Annotated in this window: 23 protein-coding genes and 1 other annotated feature; of the genes, 5 read left to right on the top strand and 18 right to left on the bottom strand. The window is 42.3% G+C overall.

The window, feature by feature from the left end:
- Positions 1-53 precede the first annotated feature (53 nt).
- The 6 genes from FFM84_RS00300 to FFM84_RS00275 form a co-directional block, all read right to left on the bottom strand.
- Positions 54-887, bottom strand: a complete 834-nt coding sequence (locus FFM84_RS00300) for an SDR family NAD(P)-dependent oxidoreductase (RefSeq protein WP_130846079.1) — start codon at positions 885-887, stop codon at positions 54-56.
- Between the two features lie 5 nt (positions 888-892).
- Positions 893-1,402 (bottom strand): SRPBCC domain-containing protein, encoded by a 510-nt coding sequence (locus tag FFM84_RS00295; RefSeq protein ID WP_130846080.1) that lies wholly within the window; start codon positions 1,400-1,402, stop codon positions 893-895.
- 249 nt (positions 1,403-1,651) lie between these two features.
- Positions 1,652-2,326 (bottom strand): hypothetical protein, encoded by a 675-nt coding sequence (locus FFM84_RS00290; protein ID WP_130846081.1) that lies wholly within the window; start codon positions 2,324-2,326, stop codon positions 1,652-1,654.
- Positions 2,327-2,756: 430 nt separating this feature from the next.
- The gene (locus FFM84_RS00285; protein WP_130846082.1) at positions 2,757-3,242 is read right to left on the bottom strand and encodes a hypothetical protein; all 486 of its coding nucleotides are present in this window, start codon (positions 3,240-3,242) and stop codon (positions 2,757-2,759) included.
- On the bottom strand, positions 3,239-3,949 hold the full coding sequence (locus FFM84_RS00280) for a histidine phosphatase family protein (RefSeq protein ID WP_130846083.1): 711 nt from the start codon (positions 3,947-3,949) through the stop codon (positions 3,239-3,241). The genes FFM84_RS00285 and FFM84_RS00280 overlap by 4 nt, the downstream gene beginning before the upstream one ends.
- Positions 3,949-5,148, bottom strand: coding sequence for an MFS transporter (locus FFM84_RS00275; protein ID WP_130846084.1), 1,200 nt, complete (start codon positions 5,146-5,148; stop codon positions 3,949-3,951). Before FFM84_RS00275 ends, FFM84_RS00280 begins: the two co-directional genes overlap by 1 nt.
- A gap of 214 nt (positions 5,149-5,362) precedes the next feature.
- On the opposite strand from FFM84_RS00275, the gene mscL reads away from it, so the two are divergent.
- Together mscL and FFM84_RS00265 are read left to right on the top strand one after the other, a co-directional pair.
- Entirely contained in the window at positions 5,363-5,746 is a 384-nt protein-coding gene (gene mscL / locus FFM84_RS00270; protein WP_130846085.1) for a large-conductance mechanosensitive channel protein MscL, read from the top strand.
- A gap of 99 nt (positions 5,747-5,845) precedes the next feature.
- Positions 5,846-6,493: a deoxynucleoside kinase gene (locus tag FFM84_RS00265; RefSeq protein ID WP_130846086.1), complete on the top strand. Its 648-nt coding sequence runs from the start codon at positions 5,846-5,848 to the stop codon at positions 6,491-6,493.
- A 69-nt stretch (positions 6,494-6,562) separates the two neighbouring features.
- On the opposite strand, the gene FFM84_RS00260 is transcribed toward FFM84_RS00265, so the two are convergent.
- From FFM84_RS00260 to pepV, 7 genes are all read right to left on the bottom strand, one after another.
- Positions 6,563-7,249 (bottom strand): glycerophosphodiester phosphodiesterase, encoded by a 687-nt coding sequence (locus FFM84_RS00260; protein ID WP_130846087.1) that lies wholly within the window; start codon positions 7,247-7,249, stop codon positions 6,563-6,565.
- 21 nt (positions 7,250-7,270) lie between these two features.
- A complete protein-coding gene (locus FFM84_RS00255; protein ID WP_130846088.1) occupies positions 7,271-8,623 on the bottom strand; it encodes an ABC transporter substrate-binding protein in 1,353 nt (450 codons plus the stop codon).
- Entirely contained in the window at positions 8,620-9,465 is an 846-nt protein-coding gene (locus FFM84_RS00250) for a carbohydrate ABC transporter permease (protein ID WP_130846089.1), read from the bottom strand. Before FFM84_RS00250 ends, FFM84_RS00255 begins: the two co-directional genes overlap by 4 nt.
- Positions 9,465-10,433, bottom strand: coding sequence for a carbohydrate ABC transporter permease (locus FFM84_RS00245; RefSeq protein ID WP_130846090.1), 969 nt, complete (start codon positions 10,431-10,433; stop codon positions 9,465-9,467). Before FFM84_RS00245 ends, FFM84_RS00250 begins: the two co-directional genes overlap by 1 nt.
- Positions 10,408-11,517, bottom strand: coding sequence for an ABC transporter ATP-binding protein (locus FFM84_RS00240; RefSeq protein ID WP_130846091.1), 1,110 nt, complete (start codon positions 11,515-11,517; stop codon positions 10,408-10,410). The genes FFM84_RS00245 and FFM84_RS00240 overlap by 26 nt, the downstream gene beginning before the upstream one ends.
- Before the next feature lie 210 nt (positions 11,518-11,727).
- Entirely contained in the window at positions 11,728-12,234 is a 507-nt protein-coding gene (locus tag FFM84_RS00235; RefSeq protein ID WP_130846092.1) for a universal stress protein, read from the bottom strand.
- Positions 12,235-12,257: 23 nt separating this feature from the next.
- Positions 12,258-13,661, bottom strand: a complete 1,404-nt coding sequence (gene pepV, locus FFM84_RS00230; RefSeq protein WP_130846093.1) for a dipeptidase PepV — start codon at positions 13,659-13,661, stop codon at positions 12,258-12,260.
- Between the two features lie 122 nt (positions 13,662-13,783).
- On the opposite strand from pepV, the gene FFM84_RS00225 reads away from it, so the two are divergent.
- Positions 13,784-14,611, top strand: coding sequence for an NAD(P)H-hydrate dehydratase (locus tag FFM84_RS00225; RefSeq protein WP_130846094.1), 828 nt, complete (start codon positions 13,784-13,786; stop codon positions 14,609-14,611).
- Between the two features lie 58 nt (positions 14,612-14,669).
- Here the strand turns inward: FFM84_RS00225 and FFM84_RS00220 are convergent, their stop codons facing one another.
- From FFM84_RS00220 to leuS, 5 genes are all read right to left on the bottom strand, one after another.
- A complete protein-coding gene (locus FFM84_RS00220) occupies positions 14,670-16,517 on the bottom strand; it encodes a GGDEF and EAL domain-containing protein (protein WP_130846095.1) in 1,848 nt (615 codons plus the stop codon).
- Positions 16,518-16,719: 202 nt separating this feature from the next.
- A complete protein-coding gene (locus FFM84_RS00215) occupies positions 16,720-17,454 on the bottom strand; it encodes a 16S rRNA pseudouridine(516) synthase (RefSeq protein WP_130846096.1) in 735 nt (244 codons plus the stop codon).
- 7 nt (positions 17,455-17,461) lie between these two features.
- Positions 17,462-19,132, bottom strand: a complete 1,671-nt coding sequence (locus FFM84_RS00210) for a putative polysaccharide biosynthesis protein (protein ID WP_130846097.1) — start codon at positions 19,130-19,132, stop codon at positions 17,462-17,464.
- A gap of 185 nt (positions 19,133-19,317) precedes the next feature.
- Entirely contained in the window at positions 19,318-20,067 is a 750-nt protein-coding gene (locus tag FFM84_RS00205; RefSeq protein WP_130846098.1) for a hypothetical protein, read from the bottom strand.
- 154 nt (positions 20,068-20,221) lie between these two features.
- Positions 20,222-22,645: a leucine--tRNA ligase gene (gene leuS, locus FFM84_RS00200; protein ID WP_130846099.1), complete on the bottom strand. Its 2,424-nt coding sequence runs from the start codon at positions 22,643-22,645 to the stop codon at positions 20,222-20,224.
- 229 nt (positions 22,646-22,874) lie between these two features.
- Positions 22,875-23,083, bottom strand: a binding site (T-box leader).
- Positions 23,084-23,214: 131 nt separating this feature from the next.
- On the opposite strand from leuS, the gene FFM84_RS00195 reads away from it, so the two are divergent.
- The gene (locus FFM84_RS00195; RefSeq protein ID WP_130846100.1) at positions 23,215-23,868 is read left to right on the top strand and encodes a phosphatase PAP2 family protein; all 654 of its coding nucleotides are present in this window, start codon (positions 23,215-23,217) and stop codon (positions 23,866-23,868) included.
- 11 nt (positions 23,869-23,879) lie between these two features.
- On the top strand, positions 23,880-24,449 hold the full coding sequence (gene mnmM / locus FFM84_RS00190) for a tRNA 5-(aminomethyl)-2-thiouridylate-methyltransferase MnmM (RefSeq protein ID WP_497707022.1): 570 nt from the start codon (positions 23,880-23,882) through the stop codon (positions 24,447-24,449).
- Positions 24,450-24,500: the final 51 nt, after the last annotated feature.

Here is a 24,500-nt window from a genome sequence, read left to right as displayed (position 1 = left end):
TCACTTTCATAAGCTTGTCCTTGAGCTTACGCTAAAAGGCTCTAGGTAGCAAGCTAGGCGTGATCGGCACTGTCCGATAAGGAGCTTAACGCTTTGATTTCAGCTAAAAGGGTCGTTAAATGCGCTTGCGACCCGGCCGAAGCAAAGTGACCTAATGGTAAATGTTTAGGTGTTGGCGTGACAGCTGTCACTTGTTCAAAAATAAGCTGGGCAATCACTTCAGGATCACCAGGTTCACTGCCGGCACTCGCATTGGTCCCAGCAACTTGATCTTTAAACTGGGCATAATCCGCGATCGTTGGGACGTCTTTTTGTGAAGACTTACCCGCCCAATTCGTCCGCGCACCACTCGGTTCCACGATCATCACATCGATCCCTAAGTCAGCAACTTCCTGTTGTAAAGCTTCTGAATAACCTTCTACCGCAAACTTCGTGGCACTATAATAACCCATCGTTGGTAGCGTGACCAGCCCTAATGCCGATGATAAATTCACAATGGTCCCGGACTTTTGCCGCCGCATAATTGGTAAAACAGCCTTAGTCATCGCCGCTAAACCAAATACATTGACGTCAAACATGTGCCGCACCGCCGCATCATCACTTTCTTCAATCGTTGCAAAGTAGCCTAAACCAGCATTATTAACTAAAACGTCAAGACCGCCGAAACGGTCTTGCGCCAGGTTCACGATAGTCGCAATTTGATCCACATTGGTCACATCCAATAGGGCTTTCGCAATTTGTCCGTGATCAAAGTTATCCAAATAGTCTAGATCGCTCATTTTCCGAGCAGTTGCGATTAAGTTAACATCGGTTTGTTGTGCTAATAAAGTGGCTAATTCTCGACCAAAGCCACTAGAAGTACCCGTAACTAACCATGTTTTTGTCATTGACGTTAGGCTCCTTTCCGAGCAGCATTGACCAGACCATCCAACCAAGCTTGATGTCCATTTAGCATTGGATTAGGGGTTTCATTAGCCATATCAGCGGCTGGTTTGCCAAGTTGTGATTCTTGGGTTAACACGCGTACTCGATTACCTGGTAACGCTTCTAACAAGAAAGCGTGATAAACATCTAGCGCCGTGTTTTCATCGCCATCTTGCCACCCATGCCAACTGATTCGGGCAATTTGATTGTCTTGTGGTTCCACCAGTTCCATAACTTGCGCTTCGATTGGAAAACCAAACGTATCAAAGTGGAACCGTTCACCTTGTTGCAAATCAGACGTTGATTGATCGGTTAAAACAATATTAGCGGCATTGTCATAATAGCCTTCCCACTTACTCGTATCGACAAGGTACGCCCAAACTTGTTCAACCGTCAGATTTTTAACGATCACTTCATTGGAAACAAAATTATCGGTGTTCCCAGGTAAATAACGACTTGGCCAATTGATAGATTTCATAAGTTAATTCCTCCTAGAATTGTTGTGATAAGTTAATTAGTAACTGTTTCACAGCATAAAACCTGGAGCCGACTCCAGGTCAAGGATAAAGATTAAACGTCTTAAAAAAGTCACAATCGCCAAATCTTATGAAGCAAGTCTTAAGCAAAGCTACAAAAAAAATCAGCCTAGTTGCGATTAGCAACTAGGCTGGTTTTAATGATTACAACACGTCCCCACTATGTTGTGCTTCTTTAAATCTCGACCTAATTAATCAGCACGTTTGAACTGACCTGCTGTTAAACTACTCTTTAAGACCCACCCTTGACCTTTAACATAGACAAAAGTCCGATTTTTCTTGCTCGTTGTTGCTTTAAGTTTAACCTGTTTTGTCACTTTGTAGGTGGTTGAAGATTTTAGATTACGCTTCGCCTTTAAAGTCATGGTTGGTCGGTCAGCCGCAATGCTTGCTTGATAAACGACTGGCTTCGCATCTTTGGTATGATAAGTTTTAGCTGTCTTATAGAAGCTACTTGATAAAATGATGTATTTAGTAGCTGTTAATTTACCAGCACTTAACGTATCTGTGCGTACCCAGCCGTGACCCTTAATGTAACTTAAACTAGCTTGTTTTTTACTAGTTAATTTGACTTTGACTTGTTGCGTGACTTTATAGGTTGTATAAGCCTTTAAATGACTTTTAGCCGTTAAGTTAATCGTTGGTTGATCAGCCGCAATCAGTCCTTGATAAACCGTTGATTTCAGACTGTTCGTATGATAATTTTTAGCGGTTTTAAACGTCTTATGACTAACAATTGTATACGTAATATGCTTAATTTGTGTATTGGCAGCGACCGTCATGCTTTGTGCATTCGCGGGGACGGTTGCCATCGCTAATGGTAAGGCTAATGCGACTACGGTTAATAAAGTTAGTGTTTTTTTCATTGGTAAATACCCCCATCTCAATATGTCATTTATCATACTTTTATTACAGTTATGTGTCAACAATTGATTATGTAACATAATCGTAATATTAATGTCATTTACGTCATATCATTAATCGGCTAATAAGTTCTTACTAGTTCATTATTCCTAACACCCATTGCAAGCATCTCATCAATTGCAGCAATCGTTGCCTCACAATGAAGTGTCAAAACATCGGCTACATCACATTCTATTGATAATGTATAAAAATTAATCATTTGTCAGTCTAACAGTCAGTTCTAACTAATTGTTATTTTCTTGGATTTTTTGAAAAAAAGCTGATTTTAAAAACAACGTTTAATCACTTTTTACATGCCGTGTTAGTCAACGGAATTAACGGTAAGAACGTCAACTAACCTGTCCAACATAGCTAATCATCAGGAAACAGACCTCAAGGTAACAAAAACCCTTCCAAAAACAGCGACTTCTGTCGTTGACTTTTAGCTTCAATCTTACCTAAGTTAAGCCAACGTTGTTTTTTTATTTTTAATGCTGTAAATAGCTGCGTTAACTGCGGCTGTCGCATCAAATTACCATAATGTCGTTTGATCGCCCAAGTCGATTCTGGCGAATACGTAATTACTAATGCTTCAGCGGGATTTGCTATATCAGCTACGGATTCGTTTTGAATCAATGTGACTAGTCTCATAAGTCCAACTTGCAATGTTTTTGCCGGCAAGCCATGCTCTAACGCACAAATGAAGACAATTTCCTGATAATTAGCGATACAAGCTGCTTGATAACTCGTTTGATCATCAAGACGCACAATTTGGAAACGATGGCCTTTTAAAGATAGTCCCCTCGTAAAGTAAGTTAGAATCGACTGCTCAAAACCAGTATTCTCGGCACTTCCATAAATAATTAATGTATCAATCATATTAGTCGCCTCCCGGTACCAATACTATTGGCTGCATTTATGGTCGTACAATTGTAAGCTAAGACGCGAAAATCAATTGGTTTATTAAATGGCTTAGAAACACAAATTCGAGTGAGTTTACCATTTTCAGGTGTAATCGGATTTAATCGTTGTGGCGCATAACGACCAACTAGGGCCCGTATGACCGAACTATGTGAGACAACCAGAACTTCCCCATTATCTGGCGTTGCCTTCATAATGGTCTGAACACCTTCCAAAAAGCGGTTCCAGAAATCAGCACTCGTTTCAGCAAAGCCACTTGCATCCTGCTGACTCAAAAAATCTTGAGCCTGATCCACCGAATAGGTCTGAACAAGCTCTGAATAGTTATGTAGGCCATGTACTTGTGCAATTTGACGCCAAGTTTCCGCCTGAGGTTGGCCTTCAAAACAACCATAAAAATGTTCTCGCAAACTTGGTAAACAAGTTACTGTTTTTGCCACGTCCCAATGATTAGCCTGACAAATATCGGCCGCCGTTTCTCGGGCACGAGTCATATCACTCGCATACAAGTGATCAACTTTCAGCGATGAAACAACCGCCCCGATTGCTTGTGCTTGCGCATGACCGTGCGCTGTCAACGGCGTATCCGACCAGCCCTGAAAACGATCGAATACATTAAAATAAGTTTCCCCATGCCGAATAAAATTCACTGTGATTTTTTTCATTATGCTGCCCCCATTTTTGTTGTTCGCCAATTAATGATTAAATAGCAACTCGCTGCCACTAGCTGCAGTGCCACTGAACAAATAACCATGATTGGCAATGACCAATCATATAATAGTCCTAATAACCAACTACCGATAAACCACGCAATTCCAAAAACCATATCGAAAAAGCCAAATGCACGCGCGCGCTGACGACGGGCGACCATTGCACCAACAATCGCCTCCATTAAAGATTCCTGTGCCCCCATGCCGATTCCCCATAACACAATGCCAATTAAGATGACTGAAAGATGATGTGATAGGAAAATAAACCCACTGAAGGGTGCTGCTAATAATGTCGACCAACTTAGCACCTTAATCCCCCAACGATCATAAGCACCACCAAAGACCAGTGTCGCTATCGCCCCGATAATCATGGCTAGTGCATACAAGAGTGGCAAGTTTATATTGCTAACCAAATTTAGTCGCTGAATATGCATCGTTATAATTGGAAAATCCATGAATCCTAACGCAAAACTCACAATGCCGATGACGTACAACCAAGTATTGCCATCGATCTTAGTCTGACCGGTCGTCACCTTATCAGGTTCAAATTTTTCTGGACGTGGAAACTGCTGATGCGCAAACATCAAGGCGACTAATGTTAATATCGCTGGTACAATAAGCCACGCAAATAACGCCTGATAGTTTGTTGTTGCGGTAACACCCAAAGTCATGATGAGATATAAATACACCGGTCCCAGAAATGAGCCGATTGAATCCAAAAACTCCTCTAATGCAAAAGCACGACCATTGCCCATTTGTGAACCGGCAAAAGAAAGCATCGTATTATTAGCCGGTAACCGAATGGCACGACCTGCGCGTTCACTAATAATCAGAACACAAGCCAATAGCCATCCTTGACGATTACAAAAGACTAGCGCTGGTACCGACAAAACATTGATCACAAAACCAATCGTCATTGCGGGCCAGTATCGCTGGGTTCGATCCACAATATTTCCCGAAATAAGGCGTAACCCATAACCAATAAACTCACCGACACCCGTGACAAAACCAATCTGTGCTGCAGTTAAACCTTGAAAACTCAAATACGCGCCATAAATACTGCGGGCACCCTCATGTGTCATATCAGCAAATAAATTCACGACACCCATTAATATAATGAAATAAATCAGTTGTTTATGTTGAGTCTTGATCATTTCCCCTCACCACACTTATTACGATTTAATTTCATTATAGGTGACAAGAAACCGGCTTGAGATGATCAACACTTGCACCGTTCGTCAACCAACAAAACTAACGTCACTTAAACCATCAAAATCATCACGTCAAATCTCGATGGGCCTTTTGGTTGCCGCTCCAATCACTTTTTGCTATGCTAATTAAGGTAAAAAACGAAGGGAGTTATACACTATGATTGAAGAATTTAAAACTTTTATTGCGCGGGGTAATGTCATTGACTTAGCCGTTGGGGTTATTATTGGGTCAGCTTTCACTGGCATCGTTAAATCTTTGACCAACAATTTAATCAATCCATTAATTGGGATCTTTCTCGGTCAGATTGACCTGTCTAACTTGAAAGTTTCGATTGGTGACGCCACGTTTAAATATGGGGCTTTTATCAATTCAATTATCAACTTTTTCATCATTGCAATTGTCGTCTTTTTGCTGGTGAAAGTGATTAATAAGATCGTTCGTAAAGAACCTGAAGTTGAAGAGGAACCAACACCAGACTTGTCTGAACAATATTTAAGTGAAATTCGTGACTTATTGAAAGAACAGGCCAAAAAGCAATAAAAGTGACCTGAAGCAAAGTTTTAGCCAAAAGTCTATATAGTATTGGGCTTCTTTTTTTGATACAATATATTGTGCAATTTTCTATAAAGAGGGGCTATCATGGTGATAATAACAGCAGGAATGATTGGGGTCGGCAAAACCACGTTAACTGGTTTAATCGCCGATCACCTTGGAACTAAAGCTTTCTACGAACCCGTTGGCGACAATCCGGTGTTGCCACTATACTATTCGGATCCCAAGAACTATGGTTTCCTATTACAAATCTATTTCCTTAACAAGCGTTTTGCAATGATCAAGAAGGCATTAGCCGATGACAACAACGTCCTCGACCGTTCAATTTATGAAGATGCCCTCTTCACTAAAGAAAACAACGCCGAAGGTAATATTTCAGATACAGAATTAAATGTTTATCTTCAATTGCTCGATAACATGATGACGGAACTAACTGAATTACCTAAAAAGGCACCAGATTTGATGGTTTATTCAGAAACTGACTTTGAAACAATCTTATATCGGATCAAGAAACGTGGTCGTGATTACGAACAATTTGATAACAATCCTGAATTGGAATCTTATTACTACAAGATGTGGACCGCTTATCGGAAGTGGTTCGACGAATACGACGCTAGTCCAAAGATGAAGATTGACTTACAACAATATGACTTGGAAAAAGTTGACAACCAACAAGCTGTCTTGGCACAAATCGATGCCGAATTAGCTAAGGTCCGTAAACCAGCCAACGTCTAACAGACAAAAAAAGCCATTACCAAGCTAAAACAGCTTAGTAATGGCTTTTTTGATGGGTTACGATCGACTTTAAACGGCTGCGCGAATATCCTGTGCTAACTCAAAATCATCGGTAATCACACCACTCACCTGTTTATCAAACAATTGCCGCATTTCGGCTGGGTCATCAACGGTCCAGACACGTTCAGCAACATCATGCATCGCTTGATAGTGCTCTAAGTGTAATCCTTCTAGATGCTCAGCGGCTGCAAAACCTTCTGGATCGCCAATTTTAGCTGACGATAGAAACGCATACTTTTGGTTTGGATCTAATGCTCGTCCTCGTTGCAAACTTTTAAGATTAAACGAAGAGAACACGACTGGGTAAACCAGATCTGTCTCATGGATCATGTGTAAGACAATCCGTTCAATATTTTGATAATAGTGTTTATCTGTTTTAAATTCTAGGTTCAGATGAACAGGTTCACCACTCACTAAAGCTAGCAACTCAGCTAATGTGGGCACTGGCTCACCATTTTTTAGATGAAATTGACGAATTTCAGCATACGTATAATCAGCAATCGCGCCCTGACCATCCGTTGTTCGATCAATCTTCTCATCGTGCATAATAACCGGAACTTGATCCTTAGTTAAATGGACATCGAATTCTAATCCATCAATGCCCTGACTAATCGCATACGCGAAACCAGCCAATGAATTTTCAGGAAACTTAACTGGTACACCACGATGACCATAAATTAATGATTGACTTGTCATTCTCATTTCAACTCTTTCCGTTTAGCCGTGGCCATTAGCCCGGTTAGTTGATTTTAACACTTTGTTGTACGAATTTTCAGCCGTTTGCAACGACTGCTTAACATCTTTGCCCGCATAAATTTGTTGCATGGCATTTTCAATCAATGCTCGCGCCGCAACAACCCCATCAACAAAGATACCCGAGTTGGTGTAATTAGCTTTGGCACTCTTCAATTGATCTCCTGGAATCTTTGTCATTGGGTACTTCGCATAGAGTTGCTTCAAAACTGGCTCCTGAGTTGCTTTATTATTAATGGCCAAGTACCCAGTCGCCTTTTCCCATTTAGCTTGCGTTTGCGCACTCACTAAGAACTTAATGAATTGCCAGGCCCCTTCTTGAACGGTTGCCGATTTATCATTAGCAATCCACATTGAGGCACCTCCAACAGAAATACCATTTGGCTTAACCCCATCTGGATGCGGGTAATAGGTCACACCTAGATCTTTACCTAGGCCTTTAATTAATAGACTCGTATCAGCAGAGGTTTGCATAAACAGGCCTAGTTTGCCAGATAAAAAGGCCGCCATTTCATTCTTAGAATTACCATAATTCATGAAATCACCAGCTTTAACTCGACCTTGTAACCATTTCATAGATTCGATTGCAACCGGCCCAGTAAACTTAACTTTATCAGCAATACCAACGTGACCATCATGATGGTTTGCAAATTCTTCATTGGCATTTGATAAGAATTGTTCAAATAACCATGAATAAGCTTCGACACTCATCCCTTTAATCTTATGGTTGGATTTTTGATAAAGTTGACTTGACACACGTGAAATATCGCTATAGCTTGGGCTCACAGGTAATGGTTTAATCCCATACTTTTTCAACAAACCAGCATTATAAAAGAGTGTGGTTTGTGACGTATTGAATGGCATCGCCAATAATTTATTGTTACGAGTGGCAACCCCACGGGCAACTGAGGAAATTTGGCTAATATCATAATTGTCACGGTCAATGAATTTTTGTACCGGTACCGTATACCCACTGTGATACATTTGACTACTTGAGATATCCATTGATTGGAAGACTGCTGGTGATGCAGTTGTCCCATGCGTATTCATAATCTTTTGAATCACCGCGTTATAACTGCCTTGAAATTGTGGGACAACTTCATACTTGGTTTGCGACTTATTAAAAGCCGTAATAAAGCTATTCAGTTGTTTTTGACCGGGCCCCTTCATTTCGTGCCAAAAGACGATCTTCGTCCGACCACTGGCAGCATGGACTTGGGTTCGCGCATAACCAAAAACACTAAAACCTAAGATCACAATGACAGCCAGACCAACAACTTGCCAATATCTTTTTAAGCTGTTTGTTAATTTTGTCATTTGACAGCTCCCTCATTTAACCCAGACTTAAAGTAATGTTGGCCAATAAATAACACAATTAACGTTGGGATTACGACAATCGCGGCACTGGCTTGAATCATGTCCCAATCATTAAACGTTTCTTCTGATTGTAACTGACGTAACCCATCTTGAACTGGCCGCAAATGATCACTAAAGGTCGTGAGCATCGGCCAGAGATATTGGTTCCAACTACCTAAAAAGCTATAAGCTGCCAACGTAAACAGACTAATTTTTGCGTACGGTAGCGTAACCCGCCAGTAGAACTGCCAATGATTCAAGCCATCGACGTCAGCCGCTTCTTTCAGATCTCGTGGAATTTGTAAAAAGGCTTGCCGCAACATAAAGATCCCGAAAGCTGAGGTTAAAAATGGAATGACCATCACCGAATAGTGATTAAGTAGGCCCAGACATTTGACCGTCACAAAGTTAGGAATCACTTCAGCTTCGAATGGGAGCATCATTGTTGCTAGAACCGCATAAAATAATTGATCACGGTATTTGAATTTTAGAAAAACAAACGCATAGGCGCCCAGTGAACAGAAAAAGACATGGGCAAACATCACTAGTGTCGAAATAATTAGACTATTCAGCAAATATTGCAAGATTTTAGTTTGCGTAAAGGCTGCAACATAATTATTCAACGATAAATGGGAACTCCAAAGCGCCCCTTTAGCGATATCCATTGAGGGTAAAAAGCTTGTCCAAAGGCCAAGGACAAACGGGAAAATAATAATTAACGCTAAAATCAATAGCATGGTATATTTCGCCGTCTTTCCCAAACGCCGTTTAAACATGGCTCGGTTCATCGTGGCATTTTCCATTAGTAGTTCACCCGCTTTGCTAATAACTTAAATTGAATTAACGTAATCAAAGCGATAATAATCGCCAAGATAATGGATTCCGTACTGGCTTGTGCATAATTACCGTTCATAAACGCATCTTTATAAATTCGATAAACTAATAAATTCGTCGCATTTGTGGGACCACCAGCAGTCATCAGATCAATTAAACCAAAACTCTTAAAAGCTGAGATCAACGTAATGACGGCCACAAAAAACATCGTTGGCGAGATCATCGGTAACGTAATATGCCAGAATTGGTATCGTGATGAGGCTCCAGCCACATCCGCCGCATCATACAAGCTCTTAGGCACAGATTGTAACGCGCCAAAGAATAGCAGGAAGGTAAACCCTAAATGCATCCAAACGCTCGTCACAATCACCGCTACCATCGCCCATCCTGGTGTTGTTAGCCAGGCAATCGGTTGATGACCAAAGAACATAATCACTTGGTTGAGAACCCCAATAGTGGGATTAAACATGAATAACCAAAAAATCGCTGAAACAGATACGGACACACCCATAGTTGCTGTAAAAATTGTCCGGAAAAATTCGATTCCACGCAATTTTTGGTTGGCCATCGCAGCTAATAAAAGGCCAAAGACAATCGTTAGACTAGCGACACCAACCACGTAAGTCGTTGTTGCTTTTAAACTAGCCAAATAGGGGGCCGATTTTAGTAGATGAAGATAATTCTGTAGGCCAACAAACACGGTTGGTTCACCAAAATTATCCGTCAAAAATAGACTTAGATACAATGTCCGTAGCATAGGATAGAACACAAAAATACTCAATAACAATAATGAGGGTCCTAAAAATAACCATGCATAATATTTGTCATTCTTTCGCAATTCAAAGCTAGCCACTGGCGATTTTACTTGCGGTTGTGCTTGGGGCTCATGTGATGACGTTGGTTGTGTTTTTTTAGTTGACGGCAACGACTCGAGCATCTTGTAACCCCCTTTTCTCAGCAATTAAGGTGTCAGTTTCATCAAAGATAAAGGCTGGTCCTAAGGCCGTAACCAACACTCGTTGTGCCAAGGCCACATGAACTTGACCCGCTTCAACAATTCTTACTTCGGTGTCATCATCCAAGACTGCTTCAATAATGGTTTGATCACCTAAAGTTTCCACATTAATGACCGTCGCATTGCCATCATCATCAGCAACTGGGCGACAGCTCAAGGCATTTGGGCGGATACCAACCGTATACGTCCCAGCAGCTAATGGCTTATCTAAGTCAAGTTGCAATTCATTAGTCATTGTTAATCGAGGTGAAGCCTGAGTTCCCGCCGTATTAGCCGTTAACAAATTGATTTGGGGCGTGCCAAAGAACTGAGCCACAAATGAATTGGCTGGTTGATTATAAATAGTCAGCGGCGAAGCAATTTGTTGTACTTGTTGGTCATGTAAGACCATCACATGATCAGCCATCGTCATCGCTTCCGTTTGGTCATGGGTCACATAGATCAAGGTTAAATTAAGTTTACGTTGAAGTTCGCGAATTTCTGCACGCATTTGTACACGTAATTGTGCATCCAAGTTTGATAGTGGCTCATCCATCAAACAAATTTTGGAATCACTGGCGATTGCCCGGGCTAATGCCACGCGTTGCCGTTGTCCCCCCGACAACGCCCGCGGCTTACGATCACGGTATTCAGTTAAATCCACCATGCTCAATGCATCGTTAACCCGTTGTTCAATTTCGGCAGGTGCCATCTTGCGAGCTTTTAAGCCAAACGCCACATTGTCAGCAACGGTTAGAAAGGGATACAAGGCGTAACTTTGAAAAACCATCGACAAATTACGATCCTTAGGTGAGACCCCATTCATTACCTGCCCATTGATTTTTAATACGCCAGCAGAAATGGGAATAATCCCTGCGATCATTCGCAGCAAGGTACTTTTCCCACAACCGGATGGTCCAACAATCACAAATAATTCCCCGTCTTGAATCTCAGCGTTAATATCACTCAAAACTGGTGCCTGCTTGCTGTCATACGTCTTCGTTATTCCCTGCAACTCAATTCCCATAAATGCCTAACTCCCTCATAGTTTTAATTTGTGATTTGTCGTCACAATCACTGTCTAAAGCATGCCAGATGACGTTTCAAAATTGTCGTTTTGATGTAAAGATTAAGTATTAGTTATGTAAAAAGGTCGCATTTTTTCATTTCAGTTTTCATGAAAGCACAAAAAAACCGACTAACTGGGGATTTCCAGCTAGTCGGTTCAACTAAACCATTAAATTTTACGCTGTGAGCGTTTCGGTGGTGTCACTAACTGATGTTGTAAATCAGTCCGTACAATCAACGTATCACAACTCGCTTTACGCATAACATACGTGGCGTTGGATCCAATTAAGAATTGTGATACAGCATTCAAACCCGTTGCACCCACAATAATCAAATCCGTTCCATACAGTGCCGGTAACTCGGTCGCTAATAACAACTTGGAGTTGCCTGTATGCAAATGCACTTGGACCAGTTCAACGCCAGCCGCCACCGCTTGTTTACGTGCTCGCGCTAAATTTGCTTTCAGTTTATTTGTTAGTTCCTGCAATAATTGGGGCGTTGCCGCACCAAATCCCATGGGTCCTTGGGTAATACCGATAAACTTTTCCGTATTAATCACAGTCACAATATCCAAAGCAGCTTGATTTTGACGGGCAATCGCAATGGCTTTATCTAACGCCAATTGTGATTGCGGTGATGTATCGATGCCAACCAGAATCTGTTGGTAATTTGTCATGGCAATCCCCTCCTTAAAAGGTCTTACTTGTCAGTCGCTAACACAGCAATGGATTCCCCATAGATAGACATCGCTGCCATTAAATCAGCAACTGGTTGGAATTCATTGGCTTGGTGCATCGTATCTTCAGTATGTGGGAACAAGGCACCAAAGGCCACTCCACGTGCCATCATTCGACCGTATGTCCCACCACCAACGATTTCAGGTTGTGAGTCAACATCGCCTGTTTGACGACGATAGACGTCCATTAAGTCCTTCACAATTGGATCTTCAGGGTCAACGTAATGTGGCACCATGAAGTCACCTTGGCTAACCGTTGCGCCAGCTGGTAATTCGGCTTTGACACCCTTAGTTAAAGTTGCTGGTTCGATCCCCTTTGGATAACGGAAATTCAACGTTAAGTCGCCACCGTTTTGATGATCAAAGTGTAATAAACCAACATTCATCGTCAAATCGCCCATTACGTCATCAGTAAAGGCTAAGCCAAGGTGTTCAACTCGTGAATCCACATGTAACTTTTCAGCAATAAAGCCTAAGAAGTTTTTAGCATCGCCAGCAAAGGCATAACGTTGTAGAAAATCAGCCAAATAAGTCCCGGCATTAATCCCATTACGTGGTTCCATCCCATGAGCAGCTTTCCCAATCACTTCTAAGCGAACGCCCGCATCGACGACCGTTAATTCACCAATAACCGGTTGTTCATCCAAGTAAGCCGTAAAGTCTGCCGCAAGTTGTTCATTGTTATCTGTTGAAACGACCGCAACAGCTTCACGAGGAACCATGTTTTCTCGTAATCCAGACTCAAAGGAAACGAGGTTAAAGTCACCCGTATCAGTGTTGCCAAAATGAACTTGTAAACTAACGTTCCCTTTTTCACCATTAATTAACGGAAATTCAGCATCGGGTGAAAAGCCTAATGTTGGCGCTGGTTCAACTTCAAAATACCGTTTCATCCCAGTCCAGTTACTTTCTTCATCAGTACCGACAATAAAACGCACTTTTTTGTTTAATTTGAGGCCTAAGTCTTTAACCATCTTCAACCCATAATAAGCAGCCATCCCAGGTCCCTTATCATCAGATGCGCCCCGCGCATATAACTTACCATCTTTAATCGTTGGTTCAAATGGATCAGTATCCCAACCATTACCAGCTGGCATCGTATCCACATGCGCTAACACGGCTAGCGTTTCATCGCCTTCGCCATATTCCGCATAACCGACCAAGTTGTCGATATTTTTCGTCTTAAAGCCATCACGTTTAGCGATAGCTAAGAACGTTTCCAAGGCTTTTTTAGGTCCTGGTCCCAATGGTGCATCGTCAGTGGCCTGACTATCATCGCGAAAACTAGGTACGCGTAACATGGTGGTTAAGTCGGCTAAGTAATCATCTTGCCGTTTAGCTGCTTCTGTTGACCAATCAATTGTCATCTTTGGTGCCTCCCAATTCTATTATAAGTTAATTTTAGCATAGGTTGCGCTAAGTTAATAATCTTAAGCAACCGTTATCAAGTCTGCTATACTAAGCGTAAAGTACGAAAGGAAGCTTAACGATGAAACCTATTACCTCAGCCCTAGTGGCACAAACGATTACACCACGACCAGCTGACTCACATAAAGGCACTTATGGCCGCTTACTGCTCATTGGTGGTAATCAAAATTTTGGTGGCGCCATCATCATGGCCGCCACTGCCGCAGTTTATAGTGGTGCGGGCCTCGTTACGGTTGCCACTGACCCTGAAAATTTCACGAGTCTTCATGCCCAATTACCAGAAGCAATGGTCGTTGACTACACTGACCTCACTTTTGTTAAACAACAACTTAAATCCGCGACCGTTATTGTGATTGGCCCGGGATTGGGTACCGATGATTTAGCAAAAAAACTACTTACAACTGTTTTAACCGAATTAACGGCCACCCAGCGACTCGTGATTGACGGCTCGGCGATTACATTACTAGCCACCCACTCACAGCCGTTACCCGCAGGCTCAATTGTTGTCACACCGCATCAAATGGAATGGCAACGACTCAGTGGTCTAGCGATTGTCGACCAAACACCTACTGCTAATTTAGCTGCGGCTCAGCAACTCGGCGTCACCGCAGTTGTAAAGAGTCATCAAACAACGATTTATCAAGGAATAAGTAGTTGGCAAAATATTGCCGGGACACCCGCGATGGCAACCGGTGGCATGGGTGATACACTCGCCGGAATGGTCGGTGGTTTTAGTGCCCAATTCACTGATTTTACCAAGGCCATTTTAAGTGCCGTCTACGTTCATAGCCAGATTGCCGATGATCTCGCACAAAAAAAATACGTTGTCTTACCACATCAGATCACGCCATTAATTCCACAATATTTACACCGTTATAGTCAAAAATGACTCAAAAAGTCGGTAGAAAATCATCGGATTTTCTACCGCCTTTTTTCAAACACTACGACTAACTTTTAACTGGTGCTGGCTTACCAAAGAAATAGCCTTGCACATACGGAATGCCTAATGATTTCGCCATGGCTAATTCGGCTTCGGTCTCGACCCCTTCTAAAATAAAGTTCAACTGGTTCTTTTGCGCAATCTTAAACCAAAAAGCCACACGTTCTGCCAATTCATCTTCACTCGTACTTTGGCGCAAGTTTTGCATTGCAAATTTGATGCCATTCACATATGGCAATGCACCACTAACCAATTCAAACGAATTATCACTACCGACATCATCAATCAAAATTTTCATATTGACGGACCGATACAAGGCACTAATTCGGCGTGTTGTTTGTGAGTCCTTTAAATCTGTGATTTCGATCGATAACTGCTCTGGCCCTTCTGAACTATTGGCGAACTGAGTCAATGCCTGAGCAACTTCAATATCATTAAACTGAGCCGCCGTTAAATTCAAGTTAAACCGTTGAATTGACGTATGCGCCATCAGTTCTTTGAGCAACGTGATTTGCATCCAGACAGGAATTTCAAAATAGTCTGGTAAGATCCAACGCTTTTGAGTAGCGTCGTAAGTTCTCAACAACAATTCATGATAATACATCGGTAATTGGTCATCTTGAACATCATAGACCCCTTGTGAAAAATAACAATATTCAGATAAATCTTTTTCATGACGATTTTCAACCACAATCTCACCGTCAATCGTAATTGTGTCTTTTCCAGCTTGTTTACTCTTCAATAACGCATCATCGGCCCGCTTATAAAGACTATTAATGGTGGTATCGTCTTGACGTACCTCTGTTACCCCGACCGAGGTTGTTACAGTGATAAACCGATCTTCGTAAGCAAACTCGCTCTTACGAATACCTTGCCAACAGGCGCTGACAATTGGTAAAACGTCATGGGCACTACGACCCGGGAAAATCACGTTGTACTCCTCACCACTGGTTAAGAAAAGTTGATAGTCCACTTTTGAGTCAGCCAACAATTGTTTCATCAGTTCAGCGACGCCTAGTAAGACCGCATTACCAGCTAGTCGCCCAAAACGATCATTAATGGCCTTTAGATTATCCAAATCAAACGTCGCAAAGCTCAACTTGCTTTCATTTGCTTGGGCAGTTGAAAAAATCGTTTGCAATTCTTGTTGGTGATCGGCATAGCTATTATGCTCAACGCCACGCTCATAGTCTGCCAGGCGTTCTAATCGCCGTCGATGTTGATCTTCACGATACTGGCGAATCCAATACCCTAAAACAAACGCCACCATTAAGGTATAGAGAATGACTGCCTGTAACGCCCACTCAACCGTCACATGCATCCCCATGGAATGTACCGGCACGGTGAACCAAAATAACGCGGATAGTACACTCGCACCTAAAACCCCCAGCCACCAGTTACGCATAATTTCGTGGCGGAAACGTTTTAGTAATATAATCAGTAAAATATAGACCACAAAAGCGATTAAAATAGCTGGCTCAAAGAGGTTAGGATCATGATGCATGACCCAGATACTAACTAACGCTGCTATCTGAATACCCAATTCTAATTTTGAAAAGCCATCAAATAATAACGGCAAAATCAGGACAAACAACGCCCAATTGTGATAAATAATGGCCGAATCATTATGAATAAACCACATCGCATCCAAGTGAATCAAGGTACCCAGAACAACTGTCAGTACCGTTAACAGCAGCCGTTTCCCCCAGTAAGTGGTTCGTACGGGGTTAGGCTTATCAAAAACATCATTCCAAATTCTTTGAAAAAATTGGATAAACCCAATACTAAAAAAACTCACAATGACAATCCGAATCAAGAAGACCGGTAAATCTAAGGATAGCTGTTGCGTCGTCATCAAATCCCTCCAGTAATGCTACAAATAGTAAGTAAATAATAATAGTGTTCATAAGTATTATTTGTTTATAATAGCATTATTTCATTTCAAAAAAAAGACAAATCTGAAACAATTGTGCCATCAATAAGAAAAAAGAGCCTAAAAAAACAAGGTTTTCAGAATATGTCGCTTCTGAAAACCCGGTCTTGTAACTGACATCATCTTATTCAGTTTGTCCAGCATCAGCCTTTAATGCGACTAATTCGTCATCGGTCAATGCTCGATAATTTCCCGCTAACAAGCCAACTGGCAACGTCAATGAGCCAAATTTAATCCGTTTCAATTGCACGACTCGTTCACCCAAAGTCCCGATCATCCGTTTAACTTGATGATACTTGCCTTCATGGATCATCATCCGAATCGTGGTAAAGTTTTCAATTTCATGGAACGCCACAATCTCAGCCTGGGCTGGTTGCAATTCGGTGCCGTCTTTTAGTGTTAAGCCGTCATTAAACCCAGCCACTTGATCAGCCGTAATTTCACCGGTGACTTCGGCCTCATAGACCTTGGTGACATGGTGCGCTGGCGAAACTAGCGCGTGCGACAAGCCGCCGTCATTAGTAATTAACAGAATACCTTCTGTATCTTTATCTAAGCGACCAACCGGAAACAGATCATCACGATAATCCGTTTTGTTAAACAAATCGAGCACTGTCTTATCGGTCGCATCAGTTGTCGCCGTAATTGCCCCAACCGGCTTATTCATGACATAGTAAAAATATTGTTGATAGCGTACTTGTTCATCATCTAAAAACACGGCATCGTTCACCGGGTTAACTTGTTGTTTGCCTGATAAAACCCGCTCGCCGTTCGCACTAATATGGCCATCTTTAATTAACCGACGCACCTGAGTCCGCGTCCCAATGCGCATCGCATGTAAAAATTTATCAATTCGCATAATTCACCTACTTAATCCGTAGTTTTCGCCGTAAACTGGCTGCTCGACTGCCAATCATTAAGTCAGCTAAGTGTGACTTCAAGGCAAAGTACGCATAAACTGCGCCACCAGCAGCCACGGCAACAATCACGATCACTAATGCTTGCAACTTACTTTGTTCATTTAAAATCAAGTTTAACCCATGGACCACTAAAGTCGCCGCCAAGTAGGTCAAAATAGAATAAATCAAAATTCGATTGATTTTTGGTAACAATTTAGCATACCGAACACCAAAATTGACCTCAAGATCATACAGAATCATGAAGCTGGCAACAGCCATCCCAACAGCAGTCGCCACTAATGGCCCTGCAGCTGATAAGAAGATGACACACGGGACTTGAATAATTAATTTGACAATCAACCCGATCAAATAGAACCTAATCACGTCACGATTACGCGATAAGCCTTGCATTAAGGCCGATGTCACCGTAAACAAGCCTAAGATAATGGCGGTGAACGCGGAAATCTGTAAAATCAACGCACCCAATTCATCGTAACCATAAAAGAGTGTGTTTAATGGATAAGCTACTGCCGCCATGCCTAAAGAACCGGGAATCATGATGAAGAGGAACAAAATCAAGGCATCTTCTAATTGCTTACGAATTTGTCTTAAATTATGGGCCGCTAATGATTCTGAAAGTAATGGGACCACGGTAATGGCAATCGCGGAGGCCAATGAGACGATAATCATGACCAGTTTGTTAGAGTTAAACGCAAATAAGGCATACAACGTATTAATCGTTGACACATTCATATGGAAAACATGTTCCATAATCGGTTGGAATGTCGCTTGATCAAACAAGTTAAAGACCGTTGTAGCCGTATCAATCACGATAAACGGAATCGCTTGAATAATAATATCTTTAAAGAGCTGCCAAACTGGGATCACTAAATGATCGTTACTTTGTGCCGCCAATCGATTTAATTCCGGTTGTTTGCGATAATAGTGCCAACCGAGTAGTAAGAAACTCGCGGCCGCCCCAATAAAAGCCGCAAAAGTCGATTGGGTAATTGCATTAACCCAATCACCACGTTGCACCCGCATGATAAAATAAGTTGCGGCCAACATATAAACCACTCGAAAGACTTGTTCAACAAATTGAGACACCGCTGAAGGCGCCATCTCTTGATAACCTTGGAAGAACCCCCGAGTTAACGACATCGATGGAATAATCACTAATGCAATCGCTAACGCCCGTAAGACGGGAATCATATGTGGATCGCTACCACCAAACACGGCCCCAATCGGTTGCGCACCAAACCATAAAATGCACCCCGCGACAATCCCCATGGCCGTTGTCAGGAGTAAGCCCCGTTTAAATAAACGCTGACCGACACCGTATTCATTCATCGCATTATATTCCGAAACCTGTTTTGAAATGGCTGACGGAATCCCACCAATCGCCACTAACAGGAAGAAACTATAAATATTATACCCCTTTGCATAGAGGGCATTCCCTTGTGCAGAGGCACTACCGAGCCACATGACCCAGGGGATAATGTAAATAGCCCCGAGAATCCGTGAAAAGAGGCTCCCGGCTGTCATCCAAGCTGAGCCCCGCACCATCTTTTGATGCGCGTCAGCTTCCGAATTAACGTGTCCACCTTGTGGCTGATTTGCTTGCGATTCCTCAGACATGTTTGCTTAACCCACTTTCTTAGTTCAATCTTAACTATTCTAGAGGAAATCTTGATAACTTGCAATTTAATTCTGAGTTAACTCACGAGTTTAAACGAACCTTAATCAACCCCACTATTTCCGAATGACCACAGATTATCAAAAAGAATCCTAACAACCGTCAGGATTCCTGCCAAATAACTATCTTATTTTTTAATCTCCGCTTTAACTAATTTACCACGTGCATTGACCTTGACCAATTCATCCATCGTGCTACCCTTAGTGGCAACTGCATGGAAAGTAATGCCACCTTTTTTCGTAATGACCAGCGTATAAATGTTGCCATTTCTAGGATCTTTGTAGCGATGAGTTGTGCCTAATCGATACCTGAATTCTTTCAGACCACTATCATTTTTACCCTCACCACTCGTATCCCCACGCTCAGAATAGGTAACTTCATAATATGATTGCTTAAAACTTGGTCGTTGTGCCACCATTTCAACACCATCTTGCAAGTTACGATCAAAACCACCAATTCGATGATCAGCAGTTAATTCTAGTAACAAATCCGCGCCATGTTTAAACTCATAATTCTTTTCAACCACATCCCAATAATCGTAATAAACTTTAGTTGTTTTTTTATGAGTATAGGTACCCGTTACATTTTTAGAATGACTATGCAACACCATCCAATTATAATTGTTCAACAGGTCAGCAGCATATGTGTGATAAGTCGTCCCAACTTTTCCAGTTAATGTCTTTGTCTCATAAACCGATTTGTGTGAACTGCCCTTTTTACCATACCGATAATAAACAATAACTTTACCTTCATTCTTGGGTAATGCTTTCGTCTTAGCCTGGGCTGAGGTCCCTTGTTGCGCATGCTCATAGACTGCTCCTACCCCAAGCAAAAGGAGTAAGCACCCCACTAATAGCCATTTAATCCATTTCCTCATTCTTACACCTCATTAACCTTTTGATAACCTAATCATATCATTATAAACTGCGCAACAACGTTTAAATAAGTCTTAACACCTTTACAATGTGGCTAAGCTCACAAAAAAAGCGCCCACAATCCAGTAGATTGCAGACGCTCGTTATCAAGCTAATTTAGTTAGCGACGATATTGACCAATTTACCAGGTAAGGCGATCACTTTACGGACCGTCTTGCCTTCGATAAATTCTTGGACCTTTTCATCAGCTAAGGCTAATTTTTCTAAGTCTTCTTTACCCATATCAACCGCAACTTCCGCATGTGAGCGGACTTTACCGTTAACTTGAAGCACGATTTGAACGGTATCTTCCACTAACTTACTTTCATCATAAGTTGGGAAACTTGCGTAAGAAATCGTGTGTTCATGGCCTAATAATGACCATAATTCTTCAGATAAATGTGGCGTGATTGGGGCTAATAATTTCACTAAGCCTTCAATATAAACAACTGGTAAGTCATCTACCTTGTAAGCTTCGTTCACGAAGACCATCATTTGAGAGATGGCAATATTAAAGCGCATCGCTTCGTAGTCTTCGGTGACTTTTTTAACCGTTTCGTTGTAGATCTTGTCCAACTTACCATCATTGAAAGTTGTGACGCGATCACGAACGTGGTTATTTTCGTCAATGATTAAACGCCAAACCCGTTCGATCCACTTGTTAGCACCATGCAAGCCTTCGGTACTCCAAGGAATTGACGCTTCCAATGGTCCCATGAACATTTCATAGAGCCGTAACGTATCGGCACCATATTGGTCCACGATGTCATCGGGGTTAACCACATTCCCACGTGATTTCGACATCTTTTCGTGGTTGTCACCCAAGATCATCCCTTGGTTAACTAACTTCTGGAAAGGTTCCTTATTAGGTACAACGCCTAAGTCATACAAGAACTTGTGCCAGAAACGGGCATAAAGTAAATGTAAGACGGCATGTTCCGCCCCACCGACGTATAAGTCAACTGGTGACCAATACTTCAACTTCTTGTAGTCGGCTAAAGCTTCACTGTTGCGAGGATCAACGTAACGTAAGAAGTACCATGAACTCCCAGCCCATTGTGGCATCGTGTTGGTTTCACGTTTCCCTTTACGACCGTTTTCATCAACCACATTGACCCAATCGTCAATATTGGCTAATGGGCTTTCACCAGTCCCGGATGGTTCCAAGTTCTTAGTCGCTGGTAAACGCAATGGTAATTCGTCTTCAGGCACTAATGTGGTTTCGCCATCTTCCCAATGAATAACGGGAATAGGTTCACCCCAATAACGTTGACGTGAGAAGATCCAGTCCCGTAAACGGTAGTTAACCTTCTTTTCACCAGCACCATGTTCAACTAACCAGTCAACCATCTTGTCAACAGCCGGTTTAGTTGCCATGCCATCCAAGAAACCAGAGTTAATATGTTCGCCATCTTCGGTGTAGACTTGCTTGTCATAATCGTTGTCACCAGCAATTACTGGTTTGATTGGCAAATCAAACTTGTGGGCAAATTCAAAGTCCCGACCATCATGAGCAGGCACACCCATTACGGCCCCAGTCCCATAAGAAGCTAAAACGTAATCGGCAATCCAGATTGGTAGTTTTTCACCATTAACGGGGTTAATGACGTAACTCCCAGTGAAGACCCCAGTCTTGTCTTTATTCAAATCAGTCCGTTCCAAGTCAGACTTGGTTGAAATCTTTTCTTTATAAGCCTTAACCACTTCAGCTTGTTCTGGTGTGGTTAATTTTTCAACTAAGTCATGTTCAGGTGCCAACACTAAGTAGCTAGCCCCAAACAACGTATCTGGACGCGTTGAGAAGACTTCGATTTGATGATCTTCAGCACCGGCAACCTTAAAGCGAATAGCTGCCCCGATTGACCGACCGATCCAGTTACGTTGTTGTTCTTTAATGCTTTCAGGCCAGTCGATGTCATCTAAGTCATCGATCAAACGATCAGCATACGCCGTAATCTTCAAGCTCCATTGTTTCATTGGCACTCGATAAACTGGGAAGCCGCCTCGTTCAGTCTTACCGTCAATCACTTCTTCGTTAGAAACCACGGTCCCACCCATCATATCAGGGGCCCAGTTAACCAACGTTTCAGATTCGTAAGCTAATCCTTTTTTGTATAATTGCTCAAAAATCCATTGGGTCCACTTGTAGAAGCTAGGATCAGTGGTGTTAACTTCGCGATCCCAGTCATATGAGAACCCAAGTGAGCGAATTTGGCGTTTAAAGTTTTTAATATTTTTAGCGGTAAAGTCTTTGGGGTTATGCCCGGTCTTTAACGCATATTGTTCAGCGGGAAGGCCAAACGCATCCCACCCCATTGGATGTAATACATTGTAACCTTGCATCCGTTTCAAACGAGACATGATATCTGTCGCAGTGTACCCTTCAGGATGCCCAACGTGTAACCCTTGACCAGATGGATAAGGGAACATGTCCAATGCGTAATATTTAGGCTTATCGGTGCCGTCTAATGTTTTGAAAGTCTTATTGACCTTCCAGTAATGCTGCCATTTATGTTCAATGACGTGATGGTTGTATGCCATGAATAAAGTACCCCTTTCTTGTGCCTGCTATGTAGCTAGCAATGTTGACCTTAACTTTGGACTAGTGTCGACTGCTTTTTTGAAACATGTTCAGGACAACTACGGTTTCCGCTTGCTACGCTAAAGCCTAAATGCAAAATCCGCATCCAGGCTTTAGCTAGGCAATGCTCAACCGCAACCCGTTGTCCTTCACACTCTAGACAAAAAAACGCCTATAAGCAAAAAGCGCTTATAGGACGAAACGAGGTTCCGCGGTACCACCTATGATTCCACGATAATCGTGGCTTCTTGGGAATCTTAACGCGAAACCACGTCCGAACCTACTTGTTTCAGCCGGAAGACTCGAAGGTGAGTTCGTTGGCCATGAATCCCCGTTTGCAACAACCACGGGGTTTCTGAAAATCATCGCCGACTACTAGTCCTTGTCAGAGTCGCAAAGTTATTAGTTATCATGGTAGCAAACCCCACCGGATTATTCAAGCATTGCTCGGGATTCTTTGCGATTATTTGCCCGCCAAAATCATTGAATGCTATAATAGTCGGAGATTAATTTGAACGGAGGAGAGGCGATGACACACGCTAAATGGCGCGCATCCGATACTTGGATGCTGGGTCTATTCATTTTGTGGCTCATTTGGACCGTCTTAGTAGCCCAATCAGCCGGTATTATCCACTTATTTGATCAATCGATTGCCTTACCACTTCACCATAGTCCACAGTGGTTTCAACAATTGATGGTCGGCTACACCAAACTTGGCAATCCACATAGTATTACCATCATCACCCTAATTCTAGGTGGGGCATTATGGCTTTTTCGTCAGCCCCGTGCAACCTTGTTTCTATGGATTAACACTTGGATTTTAGGCGGTTACGGGAATTACTTTGTCAAACAAATCATTGAACGCCCGCGCCCCACTGCCTGGCGGCTCGTTCAAATCGGTGGTTTCAGTTATCCTAGTGGGCATTCGACATCAACCACAATGCTGATTGGGAGTTTAATTGTTATCGGTTGGACACTATATCCCAAATCAACTACCAAATGGTGGTTACTGGGCATTGGTCTCATTTTAATTCTATTAATGATGATGAGCCGAATCATCGTTGGTGTTCACTACCCTAGTGATACCTTGGGCGGCTTCATGTTGGGGAGTTGTTTATTATATTTAAGTACCCGTTTGACGACTGGTTATCGAACCGGCCCGTTAAAACCGCAACATCAATAAAGGAGTGAACGATCATTCAACTTAGTTCTGCACTAGCGTTCAGTCATACGCTTATCAATCAAAGTGTCGATCCAGGTGATACCGTAGTCGATGCCACTGTTGGTAACGGCCATGACACGGTTTATCTTGCCAAATTAGTTGGCCCGAGTGGTCATGTTTATGGCTTTGATATTCAAAAAACAGCCATTGAGCATACACAACAAGCGCTCCAGGCTGAACGGCTAGATCATCAAGTCACATTAACTCATGCCGGACATGAAACTGTCGCTCAAGTTTTACCTGAAGCCACCACTGTTAAATGTGCCATTTTTAATCTCGGGTATTTACCTGGTGGCGACAAAACGATTATTACCAAACCGACGACCACCCTAGCCGCGATTCAAGCTTTAGAAGCTCGTTTGGCGACTAACGGGGTCATTATTTTACTCGTTTACGCGGGACATCCCGGTGGCGACAAAGAGGCCCAAGCGGTGCTGGATCATATGACTCAGTTAGATCAACATCAGTTTCAAGTTTTACAGTATGGCTTCATCAATCAAGTTCATACACCGCCTTATCTGTTAGCCATTCAAAAGCGCTAATCGACAAGACTCAAAAAGGCCTAAACGCTAATCAATCGGCGTCTAGGTCTT

Source organism: Lactiplantibacillus mudanjiangensis (assembly GCF_005405385.1).
GTDB classification, from domain to species: Bacteria; Bacillota; Bacilli; order Lactobacillales; family Lactobacillaceae; genus Lactiplantibacillus; species Lactiplantibacillus mudanjiangensis.
Note: the sequence above shows the minus strand (reverse complement) of the source record. Positions and strands in the feature narration are given on the sequence as shown.